We start from the raw sequence: 13480 nt of genomic DNA, 5'->3' as shown, positions 1-13480 counted from the left end.
TGTTACAGAAATGATAAATTGAACTCATAATATACGTAATACCCACATACGCCAGAGTGGTTATTAATAAAAGCATAAAAATACCGCTGCAATTCCCTTTTTTTGATCGCGATCAATAGTTATGGCATCCAAAAGCGCAATATAAAAACATCATCAATTTTTAATTTAGCGCAAACCAAAATGCGTTAAATCGCTATTACTGAAAATACAAATCAGCACCTTTAATAACTAAAAAAAGCAAAGAAACTTAAGAAAGCAATTTTGTTTTTCAGTGCGACCGAATTTTTGACAACTTAAGACGTGAAACTATGAATACAAAAACTGCTGTAACGCCCCCTGTGGCGAACCAGGCATCAAATGGGAAAGCAAAACGACTGCTGATGATGGCATTGCCCGTCATCGTCGCCGTCCTGCTGCTGTTTGTTCCGGTACCAGAAGGACTGCCGCCTTATGCGTGGCACTACTTCGCGATCTTTGTCGGCGTGATCGTCGGCTTAATCTTCGAACCGCTGCCGGGCGCGGTGATCGGTCTGACCGGCGTGGTGGCGATTGCGCTGTGCAGCCAGTGGGTGCTGTTCAGCCCTGAACAGCTGGCCGACCCGAAATTCAAGCTGGCGGGTGCCTCCTTTAAGTGGGCGGTCAGCGGGTTTGGTAACTCGACTGTGTGGCTGATCTTCGGTGCCTTCATGTTCGCCGCGGGCTATGATAAAACCCGCTTCGGCCGCCGTCTGGCGCTGATTCTGGTGAAATATCTCGGCCGTCGCAGCCTGACGCTCGGTTATGCCATCACCTTCGCGGACCTGCTGCTGGCACCGTTTACGCCGTCCAACACCGCACGTAGCGGCGGGACCATCTACCCGATCATCGCTAACCTGCCGCCGCTGTATGGCTCAAAACCAAACGACCCAAGCGCGCGTAAAATAGGTTCGTACCTGATGTGGGTGGCGATCACCGCGGCCTGTATCACCAGCTCGATGTTCCTCTCCGCCCTTGCGCCGAACCTGCTGGCACTGGCGCTGGTGAAAAGCACGGTAGGGATTGATATCTCCTGGGGTACCTGGTTCCTCGCCTTCCTGCCGCTGGGCATTCTGCTGATTCTGACTATGCCGCTGCTGGCCTACTGGTTCTACCCGCCAGAAGTCAAAGTGAATAATGAAGTACCGCTGTGGGCAACCCGTGAGCTGGAAAAACTGGGCAAACTGTCCCGCAATGAAATTCTGCTGCTGGTGTTCGTGTGCTGTGCGCTGCTGATGTGGATCTTCGCCGCCGCGTGGATTGAACCAGCCATGGCTGCCCTGCTGATTGTGGGTCTGATGCTGTGGACAGGCGTGCTGGAGTGGAACGATATCACCGGCAATAAAGCCGCGTGGAATACCTTCGTCTGGTTCGCCACCCTGGTCGCGCTGGCGGATGGCCTCTCCTCTACCGGCTTTATCAGCTGGCTGGGTAAAGAGGGCGGTCTGTTAATGAGCGGTATCTCGCCGGGCGTTGCCACCATCGTACTGCTGCTGGCGTTCTACCTGCTGCACTACCTGTTTGCCAGCACCACCGCGCACACCACCGCGCTGCTGCCGGCGATGCTGACCATCGCCTCCACCATTCCGGGCATGAATATGGAAGTCTTCGTCCTGCTGATGGTGACCTCGCTGGGTGTGATGGGGATCATCACCCCATACGGTACCGGCCCAAGCCCGATTTACTACGGGAGCGGCTACCTGCCAACCAAAGACTACTGGCGCCTGGGCACTATTTTCGGTGCCATCTTCCTGGCGGCCCTGCTGCTGATTGGTTATCCGTGGATGTCCATGATGTTCTGATTCCTGACCGCCGGACTTTTCCTCCGGCGGTTTTATTTTTCTGGAGCAAGCTATGTCAAACAAACCGTTTTTTTATCAAAACCCCTTCCCACTCGCGCACGACGACACCGAATACTATCTGCTGACCAAAGAGCACGTCTCCGTTGCCGAGTTCGACGGTCAGGAAGTCCTGAAAGTCGAGCCAGAGGCGCTGACGCTGCTGGCACAGCAGGCGTTCCACGATGCTGCGTTTATGCTGCGTCCTTCCCATCAGAAGCAGGTCGCCGCCATTCTTAACGACCCGGAAGCGAGCCAGAACGATAAGTACGTTGCCCTGCAGTTCCTGCGTAACTCTGAAATCGCCGCTAAAGGCGTGCTGCCAACCTGCCAGGATACCGGCACGGCGATCATCATGGGTAAAAAAGGCCAGCGTGTCTGGACCGGCGGTGGCGATGAAGCCGCGCTGAGTCAGGGGGTGTACAATACCTACATCGAAGACAACCTGCGCTACTCCCAGAACGCGGCGCTGGATATGTATAAAGAGGTGAACACCGGCACCAACCTGCCTGCGCAGATCGATCTCTACAGCGTCGACGGCGACGAGTACAAATTCCTCTGCATGGCGAAAGGCGGCGGTTCAGCCAACAAAACCTACCTCTATCAGGAAACCAAAGCGCTGATCACTCCGGCGAAGCTGAAAAACTATCTGGTGGAGAAAATGCGTACCCTGGGTACCGCGGCCTGTCCACCTTACCATATTGCCTTCGTGATTGGCGGAACCTCCGCGGAAGCGACGCTGAAAACGGTGAAGCTGGCCTCCACCCGCTACTACGACGCCCTGCCCACCGAGGGGAACGAACACGGCCAGGCGTTCCGCGATGTTCAGCTCGAACAGGAACTGCTCCAGGAAGCGCAGAACCTGGGTCTGGGTGCGCAGTTTGGTGGTAAATACTTCGCTCACGATATCCGCGTGATCCGTCTGCCGCGCCACGGTGCCTCCTGCCCAATCGGCATGGGTGTCTCCTGCTCCGCAGACCGTAACATCAAAGCGAAAATCAACCGCGACGGGATCTGGATTGAAAAACTGGAGCACAACCCGGGTCAGTACATTCCTGAATCGCTGCGCCAGCAGGGCGAAGGCGACGTGGTCAGCATCAACCTCAACAAGCCGATGAACGAGATCCTGGCGCAACTTTCCGCGCCCCCGGTCTCTACCCGCCTGTCGCTGAACGGCACCATCATCGTGGCGCGTGATATCGCCCACGCGAAGCTGAAAGAGCTGCTCGACAACGGCGAGGAACTGCCGCAGTACGTTAAAGACCATCCGATTTACTACGCGGGCCCGGCCAAAACACCGGAAGGTTATGCCTCCGGCTCCCTCGGCCCAACCACTGCGGGCCGCATGGACTCGTATGTGGATTTACTGCAGTCCCACGGCGCGAGCATGATCATGCTGGCCAAAGGCAACCGCAGCCAGCAGGTGACGGATGCCTGCCACAAACACGGCGGCTTCTACCTGGGCAGCATCGGCGGCCCGGCGGCGGTACTGGCGCAAAACAGCATCAAGAGCCTGGAGTGCGTGGCGTATCCGGAACTGGGAATGGAAGCCATCTGGAAAATTGAAGTGGAGAACTTCCCGGCGTTTATCCTGGTGGATGACAAAGGTAACGACTTCTTCCAGCAGATCCAGAACAAACAGTGCCAGGGATGTTCACAGCGCTGAGCGTTTCCATAGTGCCGGCAGCCGCGACAATGTTTGATTGATCCGCTCACGCTTGTCGCTGCCCGGCTTCCAGATAGTGACCATCGTCTGACTTATCCCCTGGCTGCCCACTTCGGTGGGCAGCCTTTTTACGTTTTTCCACTGCGTCGCATGAAGATGGGTCGGCAAAAAGCCCCAGCCACAGCCCTGTTCCAGCAGGCCGCGCAGCATCTCAATTTCATTAGAGAAAAGGGTATGCCCGGCAATTTGCAGACGACGGGCAACCGGTTCATCTGACGCGGCATGCATAACCACCTGCGGAACCAGAGAGAGATCGAGCAGCGAAACCGGCGTGGCAACCTTCGCAAAAAGCGCGTCTGCGGCATAAAAATCCATGTCGATGGCTCCCAAAGCCCGCCACTCCATCTCATTGCCCACGCTACGGTTGCGCGCCTGGCAGATACCTAAATCCGCCTCTCCGCTCGCCAGCAGAGCTTCCGCCTCGTCACGCGACGCGCTGGTCAGGCTCAGGCGTATTTTTTGTGCCGCCATTTCTGCAATCAGCGCCTGCAGAAAAGCCCGGGGAGTGAACGGATCGTAAACAAGGGCAATGTCTTGCGTCGCGCTGTCCGGCACCGCTCTGGCAAAGGCCTCAAAGGCTTTCACCTGACGCATCAGCAGGTGCGCCTGTCGCTGAAGCTGTTCCCCTTCAGGCGTTAGCCGCACGCTGCGTCCCTCGCGCAGGAACAGGGCATAACCCAGCCCGTCCTCAAGAAAATCGATCAGATCGCGCAGGGTCGTACGGTCTTTATCGAGCTTAATGGCCGCCTTCATCAGGCTGCCGTGCTCTGCCACCGCAGTAAACGCCTCCAGTTGGGCAAATGAATAGACCATCGCCTCCTCTCCCTTCATTCCGTTTTTCGGGGGAATTTCCCCCATAACCCGTTTTTTATTATAGGGCGCGGCTTCTTAAACTGAAGTCCTTCCTGAACCAAACGAGATAAACATGAAAAACAAAACGTTAAACCGCAGCCTGCTCGCCGCACTGGTGGTCAGCAGCCTCTTATCCCCTGCCGTTATGGCTGCCTGTCACGGCACCGACCTCAACCAGTGTCCTGCACCGTTTGACGCAACCCTTCCCGACACGCACAGCATGCTCACCTGGAGTCAGGCGGATCGCGTGGTGGGCTTTCGTAACGACTATCGCAACTACGCGGGCGATGTTTTCCGCCACGGAAAGGCCACACCGCTGCTGGCAGCAGAGAAACCGCTTACCGACGCCCGGTATCAGGTTAATGGCAAGACTTATACCCTCCAGGATTACGTGAAGCGCCAGAACGTCAGCGGCATGCTGGTGCTGAAGGACGGCAAAATAGCGTGGAAATATCTGGGTGAAGGCAATACCGATTCCACGCTCTGGACATCACGTTCGGTGGGGAAATCCGTGGTCTCTGCGCTGGTCGGGGTCGCCCTTAAAGAGGGCAAAATCCACTCCCTTGACGATCTTATCACCCGCTACGAACCCGATTTAAAAGGCACGGCGTGGGATGGCGTGACGCTGAGACAGCTGATCACTCACACCTCTGGCGTGGCGTGGAACGAAGACTACACCAACCCACAGTCTGATTTCGCGCAGCTCACCGAATGCGAAGCGAAGCCGGGCACCTACGACTGCGTGCGTAAGCTGGTGAAAGGATTACGTCGGGAACATCCGGCCGGAGAGAACTGGTCCTATTCATCGGGTGGCGCGTGGCTGCTGGGTGACGTGCTGGAGCGCGCCACCGGTATGACGCTGGCGGCGTACCTGGAGAAAAGCATCTGGCAGCCGTACGGGATGGCGAACGACGGCGTGTGGCATGCCTATCGTAAAGGCCAGCACGATGTCGGCGCGCACGGCTTTAACGCCACGCTGGAAGACTGGGGCCGCTTCGGCGAATTTATCCTGCATAACGGTACGCTCCCTTCGGGCAAACAGATCCTGCCTGACGGCTGGGTAAAAGAGTCGTCAGACTGGACGCAGGCGAAAGGTTCCGTCTCAGACGCGCATCCGAAAGGGTTGTACGGCTATCAGTGGTGGAATAACGAGGTGCCCGCCACGGCAAAAGACGTTAAGCCCGCGCCAGAGGATTCCCTGAAAGATTCACTCTGGGCGCTGGGGATTTTTGGCCAGATGATTATGGTGAATCAAAAGGAAAACCTGGTGATCGTCCAGTGGTCCACCTGGCCGCAGGCGGAGCCGTCTTTCAGCGCCCAGCCGCTGGAAGCGTCGCTGATGTTTAGCGCGATTGCACAGGCGCTGCGCTGAATAGAGCGCTCTGCCAGTTTTGCCCGGCGGCGCTACGCTTGCACGGGCCTACAAAATTCACAGGTCGGGTAAGCGAAGCGCCACCCGACAAGAGCAGCGGCTACTCTGCCCTTCTGCGCGATATCACAAAATAGCGATATCAGCCACTTAGCGAATTATGGTGAATGAAAAATCAAGGAATTGTTAAGTTATTGTTAGGTATGTAAATCCCGGTCAACGTCCTGTCATTGATGTGCAGTACGCATCAGTTAATGCGTGATTTGCGCTTATTAATTTCCGTTTAATGCGCCAGTTTTCAGAAACAGACGGACAACACGTCAATAAAAAACTGGAGACGACCATGATTTCCTCAACCCCACCTGCAACCGTTCGCGCAAGAGCGGGCGCGATACTTCGCGTCACCTCGGGCAATTTCCTTGAGCAATTCGACTTCTTCCTGTTCGGGTTCTATGCCACCTACATCGCGCATACCTTCTTCCCGGCGAGCAGTGAGTTTGCCTCGCTGATGATGACCTTCGCCGTCTTCGGCGCAGGCTTCTTAATGCGCCCCATTGGCGCGATTGTCCTCGGGGCTTACATCGACAAGGTGGGTCGCCGTAAAGGGTTAATCACCACCCTGTCGATTATGGCGGCCGGCACCTTCCTGATTGTGCTGATCCCCTCTTATGAGAGCATCGGCCTGTGGGCGCCACTGCTGGTGCTGGCTGGACGCTTGCTGCAGGGCTTTTCCGCCGGGGCGGAGCTTGGCGGCGTGTCGGTCTACCTGGCTGAAATTGCCACGCCGGGTCGCAAAGGCTTCTTTACCAGCTGGCAGTCCGGCAGTCAGCAGGTGGCGATTATGGTGGCCGCCGCAATGGGCTTTGCGCTGAACGCGATGCTGGAAGAGAGCGCCATTCGTGAATGGGGCTGGCGGATCCCGTTCCTGTTCGGCTGCCTGATTGTGCCGTTTATCTTCTTCCTGCGCCGCAAGCTGGAAGAGACCGAAGAGTTTCGCACCCGCCGTCACACGCTGGCGATGCGTCAGGTCTTTACCACCCTGCTGGCGAACTGGCCGGTTGTGGTCGCGGGCATGCTGATGGTCGCCATGACCACCACCGCGTTCTACCTGATCACCGTCTATGCGCCTACCTTCGGCAAAAAAGTGTTAATGCTCAGCGCCTCCGACAGCCTGCTGGTGACGCTGCTGGTGGCCATCTCCAACTTTATCTGGCTGCCGGTGGGCGGTGCCCTGTCGGACCGCTTCGGCCGTAAACCGGTGCTGGTTGCCATGACGCTGCTGGCGCTGGCAACCAGCTATCCGGCCCTGACGCTGCTGGCGCAGGCACCGAGCTTCTCCATGATGCTGAGCGTATTGCTGTGGCTCTCCTTCCTCTATGGCCTCTATAACGGCGCGATGATCCCGGCGCTGACGGAGATCATGCCGGTTGAAGTGCGTGTTGCCGGTTTCTCACTGGCGTATAGCCTTGCTACCGCGATCTTCGGCGGGTTTACACCGGTCATTTCAACGGCCCTGATTGAGTACACCGGCGATAAAGCCTCCCCGGGCTACTGGATGAGCTTCGCGGCGATCTGCGCGTTGCTGGCAACGCTTTATCTCTACCGTCGCAGCGCGATGCGTCTGCAAGTACAGAGAGGATAATATGCGCACATTTGTACGTTCAGGTCTGACCGGGCTGGTAATACTGGCGACCAGCGCAGGCGCGCTGGCCCAGGAGGTGACGGTCATGATTTCAGGCGGTTTTAAGGCCGCGCTGGAAAAACTCGCCCCCCAGTATGAAGCCCGGACGGGCGACCATATCGTGCTGATCCCGGGGCCGTCGATGGGACAGACGCCGCAGGCGATCCCCAACCGACTGGCGCGCGGTGAAAAAGCAGACGTGGTGATTATGGTGGGTGATGCGCTGGCGCACCTGGCGAAGGACCGGATGGTCAAAGAAGGTTCGCGCGTTGAGCTGGCGGATTCGCCCATCGGCGTGGTGGTGAAAGCCGGCTCGCCGGTACCGGATATCGCGACCGATAGCGCGCTAAAACAGACCCTGCTTAAGGCCAGCGCCATCGCCTATTCCGACAGCGCCAGCGGCCGGTATGTGCAAACAGAGCTCTTCAAAAAGCTGGGGATTGAAGCACAGGTAGAGGGCAAAGCGCATAAGGTGGAGCGCATCCCGGTCGCCTCTGAGGTGGCAAAAGGGAAATACGCCGTGGGTTTCCAGCAGGTCAGCGAGTTGTTACCCGTGCCCGGCGTAACCTTTGTTGGCAAACTGCCGGATAACCTGCAGTACATCACCCGTTTTGCCGGCGCGGTCACCGCTCACGCGGAGCATCCTTCCGAAGGTAAAGCGCTGCTGGATTACCTCGCATCAGCAAACGCGCAGGAGACCATCACCGCCACCGGGATGCTCCCAGTCACTCCGCCGCGCGATAACGCGCAGTAATGAGTGTTTCCAGCTCAGCGGCAATCCACGACTGAATACGCCCGCTGCGCCGGATCAGCCCGACAGTGCGTTTGACCTCGGGCTCGGTCAGCGGAATGTGCGTCAGGAAGGAGTGCTCAGAGTGCGGCATTGACATGGCGGGGACGGCAGCAATACCAATCCCCGCCTCCACCATTCCCAGCATCGTGGTGACGTGGCGCGTCTCGCAGATCCCCGGGCGCTCCGGCTTAATATGGCCGAGCATCTGATCGAGCAGATTCCGGTTGCCCGATGTAATGTCCAGGCTGATGTAATCCTGCTGATAAAACGCCTGCCAGGTCAGACTCTTGCGTCCCGCCAGCGGATGATCGCGACGACACGCGGCGACGTATACATCCTCCACCAGCGGAATAAAGGTGAGATCTGGCTGCAGGCTCCTCGCAAAACAGATGCCAAAATCCGCCTGCCCGCTGGCCACCGCGTCAATGACGTTGCCCGCGCTGCTGTCGATAAGCTTGATGCGCACGCGCGGATAGCGGCGATGAAACTGGCGGATCACCTCCGGCATAAAATGGCAAGCCGCCGAAGGCACGGTGGCAACGGTAATTAGCCCGGTGCGCTCCTCGCTCACCTTGTCGATATCCGCCAGCATCGTTTCCACGTTTTCCAGAAGCTGCCCGCAGCGGTCGGCAAAGGTCTGCCCGAAGAGCGTCAGCGTCACGCGCCGGGTGGTTCTGTCGAACAGTTTCGCGCCGACGGCGGTCTCCAGCTTTTCAATGCGGCGGCTTAAGGCGGACTGGGAGAGGCAGATAGATTCCGCGGCAATACGGAAGTTACCGTACTCCACCAGCGCTCTGAAGGCATAAAGATCGTTGAGGTCGAAATTGACGGGCATAGATTCTGGCAATCCTTAGCGCTTTCTGGAAACTCGAATATTCATAATAGCGACTTATGAATCAGCGGCAACCTCCACCGCTGATGCATATCCAGAAAGCGCGATGCGCCTTAGCGGGAGTCGATATATGACTCGGTCACCGAATCCACCAGCGCCATCTCTTCACGGCTCAGCAGCATCTCAATATTCACCAGAATAATCATTCGACTGTCGAGCACGCCCAGCCCAAGCAGGTAGCGGCCAGAGAGCACCGAGGCCACGTCCGGGGTCGGCTTGATGTTATCCACATCTATCGACAGCACGTCTGCCACGCCGTCAACCACGATACCCACCACGCGATCGTTCAGATTGAGCACGATGACCACCGTTTTGTCGTCCTGTGACGGATCGGGCAGATCAAAGCGCACGCGCAGATCGACAATCGGCACAATCACGCCGCGCAGGTTGGTTACGCCGGTAATAAAGTTCGGCGCGTTCGGAATGCGTGTGAGGCGATCGCAGCCACGGATCTCCTGCACTTTAAGAATATCAATGCCGTACTCTTCATCGCCCAGGCGGAATACGAGGTACTCCTGGGCGATGGCGTCGGTTGCGGCGGGTTTACTGGCGGTTGCTACAGTCATGCGTTTACCCCCTCCCTCTGGGGTTGTGGAGCGTTGAGCGTTGAAAGCTCAACCACATCAAGGATCAGCGCCACGCTGCCATCACCGAGGATGGTCGCTGCAGAGACGCCAGGCACTTTGCGATAGTTATGTTCGAGGTTCTTAACCACCACCTGCTGCTGGCCGATAAGCTGATCGACCCACAGCGCATAGCGGCAGCCCGCGCTTTGCACAATAACCACAATGCCGTCATCGGCAGGCGCTTCGCCCGCCACCGAGAGGCGCTGGCGCAGCAGCACCAGCGGCAGATATTCGCCGCGCACCTGCAGCAGACGCTCTTCGCCGACAAAGCGGCACAGCATGTCGTCGGTCGGCCGCAGCGACTCCATCACCGCGCCCAGCGGCAGGACGTAAATCTCGTCCCCCACCTTCACCAGCATGCCGTCGAGGATCGCCAGCGTCAGCGGCAGAATAATGCGAATGGTGGTCCCGGCCCCCGGCGTCGAGAGCACGTCCACGTGGCCGCCCATCGCCAGAATGTTGCGTCGCACCACGTCCATGCCGACGCCACGCCCGGAGACATCCGTCACGCTCTCGGCGGTAGAGAAACCGGCGGCGAAGATCAGCATCCACACGTCGTCATCACTCATGGTGTCGCTGATGGTCATCCCCTGAGAGCGGGCTTTGGCGAGAATTTTCTCCCGGTTCAGCCCGGCACCGTCGTCGCTGACCTCAATCACGATATTGCCGCCGTGGTGTTCGGCTGAAAGCGTCAGGTTCCCGGTCACCGGTTTGCCTTTTGCGGCGCGCACCTCTTTCTCTTCAATGCCGTGGTCGAGGCTGTTACGCACCAGGTGGGTAAGCGGGTCGATAATGCGCTCAATCAGGCTCTTATCCAGCTCGGCGGAACCGCCTTTCAGGGTCAGTTCGACCTCTTTATTCAGGCGAGCGCCCAGGTCGTGCACCAGCCGCGGGAAGCGGCTAAAAACGTAGTCCATCGGCATCATACGGATGGACATCACCGACTCCTGCAGCTCGCGGGTGTTGCGCTCCATCTGCGCCACGCAGCCGGACAGCAAATCGTAGCTGGCCGGATCGAGGGTTTTCGACAGCTGGGAGAGCATTGCCTGGGTGATAATCAGCTCACCGACCTGGTTGATGATCTGGTCGACTTTACTCACCGCCACGCGAATGCTGCCCGACTCCTGACTGGCTGCGCGTGGTGCAGGAGGCGCTTTTTTGATAACGGTTTGAGGTAGCGCAGCAGGCGTTGGTACCGGCGGAGTGGCTTCTGCAGAACGTATCTCAATCTGCTTGCTGTCAAGCACAAAGCAGAGCACGGCAGTGATATCCTCCGCCGAGGCAGAGGTCTGTAGCGTGACCGTCATGCTGTCTGACGTCGCCTCAACGTCTGTCACCTCGCCCATGTTGGTCAGCTCGTCGCGCAGCGTCGTCTGTTCGCGCGCCCCGACGTTACGCAGGGTCACCACCAGTGTGGTTTCCGTTTCCTGCGTCGTGCTGGCAGACGCTGGCGCGGGTTCGGCTGGCGTCACAGGCTGCTGGCCTTCAAGGGCAATCTCCCTCAGGGCTTCACAGATATAGCGATAACGGGCTTCATCAGGCTCCTGCGAAGACTGATAGGCTTCCAGCTGCGCTTGCATAATGTCCTTACATTCCAGAAAAAGGTTGATGATTGAGCGACTGAGCGTTCTCTCCCCTGCCCGCGCCTGGTCAAGGAGGTTCTCCAGCAGGTGGGTCGTCTCCTGTAATGCGGTAAAGCCAAAGGTTGCCGCGCCCCCTTTCAGCGAGTGTGCCGCACGAAAGATGGCGTTCAGTTGCTCCTGGTCCGGTGCTTCTATGTCAAGCTGCAGCAAAAGCTGCTCCATCTCAGTCAGCAGTTCTTCCGCCTCGGTAAAGAAGATCTGCGAAAAATCATTCATGTCCATCGGTATAGCCCTGCACGTTTTGCAGATTGATATCGCTCAGCACGCTATCTGCACGCTGGGCCTGCGTATCTTCCAGACGGATCTCCTGCTCTTTCGAGCGGCTGAGCACCAAAATGCTGATGCGGCGGTTCACCGCACTGTCCGGGGATGTGTTCTCCAGCGGCATTCGGCTGGCGGTGCCAATCACGCGTAAGAAGCGTTCATCGTTAAGGCCGCCCCGGATCAACACCCGGCGGGCGGCATTTGCGCGCCCGGCGGATAGCTCCCAGTTGCTGTATCCGCCGTCGCCACCGGCATACGGCAGCGAATCGGTGTGCCCCGTCAGGCTCAACGCGTTTGGCAACTCCTGCAGCAGCGGCACCAGCGCCTGCAGAATGCCGTTCATGTAGGATTCCGGCAGTTCGCTGCCGACGCGGAACATCGGGCGGTCCTGCGAGTCGGTGATCTGGATCAGCAGACCGTCGTTGGTGAGGTTGAGCAGAATGTTGGATTTAAAGTTATTCAGCCGCGGATCGGTTTCGATCATCTTCTGCAGCTTCTCTTTCGCCTGCTTCAGGCTTTCGAAGCGCTTGTGCTTATCGATACTGGCAATTTGTCCTTTAAACACCTCACCCTGCCGCTTGAGAATGTCATCCCCTCCCCCGGGAATGACGCTGTCGCTCAGGCTGGTTTTATCGCCGTTGGCCATCGAGGGCTTCAGCGGCATACGGAAGTAATCGGCAATGAGCTCCCTTTCCATGTCCGTGGACTGCGACAGCAGCCACATCACCAGAAAGAACGCCATCATCGCGGTCATAAAATCGGCATAGGCAATCTTCCATGTCCCACCGTGGTGGGCATGTTTCTTTTTCTTACGCTTACGTGAAATGATGACAGGCGTGACGTTCTTCATGCGGCGCCGTCCGAGGTTTTGGTTTTCAGCGTGGCGTTAGATTTGACTTCACGCACGTGCTCTTCAAGCTCTTCAAACGACGGGCGTTCGCTGGTAAAGATGGTTTTACGACCAAACTCAACCGCAATCTGCGGGGCATAACCATTCAGGCTGGAGAGCAGCGTTACCTTAATGCACTGCAAAATTTTGACCTGGTCAGAACTCTTCTGGCGCAGCAACGTCGCCAGCGGTAAGACAAAACCATAAGCGATAAGGATCCCGAGGAAGGTGCCCACCAGCGCGTGGCCAATCAGCATACCCAGCTCCGCCGCCGGGCGATCCGCCGACCCCAGCGCGTTAACCACCCCCATTACCGCCGCTACAATACCGAATGCCGGAAACGCATCGCCAACCGTGTTCAGGCTGTGGGCGGGCACTTCCAGCTCTTCTTCACAGGTTTCGATCTCCTCGTCCATCAGGGCTTCGATTTCATGGGAATTCATGCTGCCGCCAATCATCAGACGGAAGTAGTCGAGGATAAAGTTGGCGAGCATTGGGTCGCTCATCAGGCGGGGATAGGCGCTGAAAATATCGCTGTTCTGCGGGTCTTCAATGTCCTTTTCCAGCGACATCAGCCCGTGAACGCGGCTCTGGGAGAGCAGCAGAAACATCAGCGCCATCAAATCCATATACACCGCTTTGTTGTAGCGCTTACCGACAAAGATTTTAACCAGCGCCTTCCCCGTCGACTTCAGGGATTTAATATTGTTGCCGACAATAAACGCCCCGACCCCGGCACCGCCGATAATCAGCAATTCCAGCGGCTGAAACAGCGCCATCAGGTTACCGCCGGACAGAAGAAAACCACCAAAAACGGTCAATATGACAACAAGATAGCCAACAATAACTAACACACTCTCTCCTTTTACTTTTTTGACCGATGCCGGTCCTC

The 13480-nt window shown here is 57.5% G+C and carries 11 protein-coding genes; 5 read left to right on the top strand and 6 right to left on the bottom strand.

Annotated elements, in window-relative coordinates:
* The first annotated feature begins 308 nt into the window (after positions 1-308).
* Positions 309-1817, top strand: a complete 1509-nt coding sequence (locus AK59_RS0108490; protein WP_013097758.1) for an anion permease — start codon at positions 309-311, stop codon at positions 1815-1817.
* Positions 1818-1869: 52 nt separating this feature from the next.
* The gene (gene fumA, locus AK59_RS0108485; RefSeq protein WP_029882554.1) at positions 1870-3519 is read left to right on the top strand and encodes a class I fumarate hydratase FumA; all 1650 of its coding nucleotides are present in this window, start codon (positions 1870-1872) and stop codon (positions 3517-3519) included.
* Here the strand turns inward: fumA and AK59_RS0108480 are convergent.
* Positions 3508-4410, bottom strand: coding sequence for a LysR family transcriptional regulator (locus AK59_RS0108480; RefSeq protein WP_029882553.1), 903 nt, complete (start codon positions 4408-4410; stop codon positions 3508-3510). The two genes, fumA and AK59_RS0108480, sit on opposite strands and share 12 nt — an antisense overlap.
* Positions 4411-4504: 94 nt before the next feature.
* Here AK59_RS0108480 and AK59_RS0108475 point away from each other — a divergent pair, with 94 nt between their 5' ends.
* The 3 genes from AK59_RS0108475 (at position 4505) to AK59_RS0108465 (ending at position 8235) form a co-directional block, all read left to right on the top strand.
* A complete protein-coding gene (locus AK59_RS0108475; RefSeq protein WP_029882552.1) occupies positions 4505-5803 on the top strand; it encodes a serine hydrolase domain-containing protein in 1299 nt (432 codons plus the stop codon).
* A gap of 340 nt (positions 5804-6143) precedes the next feature.
* Positions 6144-7442: an MFS transporter gene (locus tag AK59_RS0108470; RefSeq protein ID WP_029882551.1), complete on the top strand. Its 1299-nt coding sequence runs from the start codon at positions 6144-6146 to the stop codon at positions 7440-7442.
* Position 7443: 1 nt separating this feature from the next.
* Complete coding sequence (locus AK59_RS0108465) at positions 7444-8235, top strand: substrate-binding domain-containing protein (RefSeq protein ID WP_029882550.1); 792 nt, start codon at positions 7444-7446, stop codon at positions 8233-8235.
* Here the strand turns inward: AK59_RS0108465 and AK59_RS0108460 are convergent.
* The 5 genes from AK59_RS0108460 to motA all read right to left on the bottom strand — a co-directional run bounded on the left by AK59_RS0108460 (position 8207) and on the right by motA (position 13442).
* A complete protein-coding gene (locus AK59_RS0108460; protein WP_029882549.1) occupies positions 8207-9109 on the bottom strand; it encodes a LysR family transcriptional regulator in 903 nt (300 codons plus the stop codon). The two genes, AK59_RS0108465 and AK59_RS0108460, sit on opposite strands and share 29 nt — an antisense overlap.
* Positions 9110-9219: 110 nt before the next feature.
* On the bottom strand, positions 9220-9732 hold the full coding sequence (locus AK59_RS0108455; protein ID WP_029882548.1) for a chemotaxis protein CheW: 513 nt from the start codon (positions 9730-9732) through the stop codon (positions 9220-9222).
* Positions 9729-11657: a chemotaxis protein CheA gene (gene cheA, locus AK59_RS0108450; protein ID WP_029882547.1), complete on the bottom strand. Its 1929-nt coding sequence runs from the start codon at positions 11655-11657 to the stop codon at positions 9729-9731. Before cheA ends, AK59_RS0108455 begins: the two co-directional genes overlap by 4 nt.
* Positions 11644-12549, bottom strand: coding sequence for a flagellar motor protein MotB (gene motB, locus AK59_RS0108445; protein WP_029882546.1), 906 nt, complete (start codon positions 12547-12549; stop codon positions 11644-11646). Before motB ends, cheA begins: the two co-directional genes overlap by 14 nt.
* Positions 12546-13442, bottom strand: a complete 897-nt coding sequence (gene motA, locus AK59_RS0108440; protein WP_029882545.1) for a flagellar motor stator protein MotA — start codon at positions 13440-13442, stop codon at positions 12546-12548. The genes motB and motA overlap by 4 nt, the downstream gene beginning before the upstream one ends.
* Positions 13443-13480 lie beyond the last annotated feature (38 nt).

The organism is Enterobacter sp. T1-1, assembly GCF_000710795.1.
Lineage (GTDB): Bacteria > Pseudomonadota > Gammaproteobacteria > Enterobacterales > Enterobacteriaceae > Enterobacter > Enterobacter cloacae.
This window is presented reverse-complemented; position numbering and strand designations above follow the sequence as displayed.

Bases quoted from the DNA above. Each gene is read 5' to 3' on its own strand.
- fumA (WP_029882554.1), top strand. From the start codon at position 1,870: ATGTCAAACAAACCGTTTTTTTATCAAAACCCCTTCCCACTCGCGCAC.
- AK59_RS0108455 (WP_029882548.1), bottom strand. From the start codon at position 9,732: ATGACTGTAGCAACCGCCAGTAAACCCGCCGCAACCGACGCCATCGCC.
- AK59_RS0108470 (WP_029882551.1), top strand. From the start codon at position 6,144: ATGATTTCCTCAACCCCACCTGCAACCGTTCGCGCAAGAGCGGGCGCG.
- AK59_RS0108480 (WP_029882553.1), bottom strand. From the start codon at position 4,410: ATGAAGGGAGAGGAGGCGATGGTCTATTCATTTGCCCAACTGGAGGCG.
- AK59_RS0108490 (WP_013097758.1), top strand. From the start codon at position 309: ATGAATACAAAAACTGCTGTAACGCCCCCTGTGGCGAACCAGGCATCA.
- cheA (WP_029882547.1), bottom strand. From the start codon at position 11,657: ATGGACATGAATGATTTTTCGCAGATCTTCTTTACCGAGGCGGAAGAA.
- AK59_RS0108460 (WP_029882549.1), bottom strand. From the start codon at position 9,109: ATGCCCGTCAATTTCGACCTCAACGATCTTTATGCCTTCAGAGCGCTG.
- AK59_RS0108465 (WP_029882550.1), top strand. From the start codon at position 7,444: ATGCGCACATTTGTACGTTCAGGTCTGACCGGGCTGGTAATACTGGCG.
- AK59_RS0108475 (WP_029882552.1), top strand. From the start codon at position 4,505: ATGAAAAACAAAACGTTAAACCGCAGCCTGCTCGCCGCACTGGTGGTC.
- motB (WP_029882546.1), bottom strand. From the start codon at position 12,549: ATGAAGAACGTCACGCCTGTCATCATTTCACGTAAGCGTAAGAAAAAG.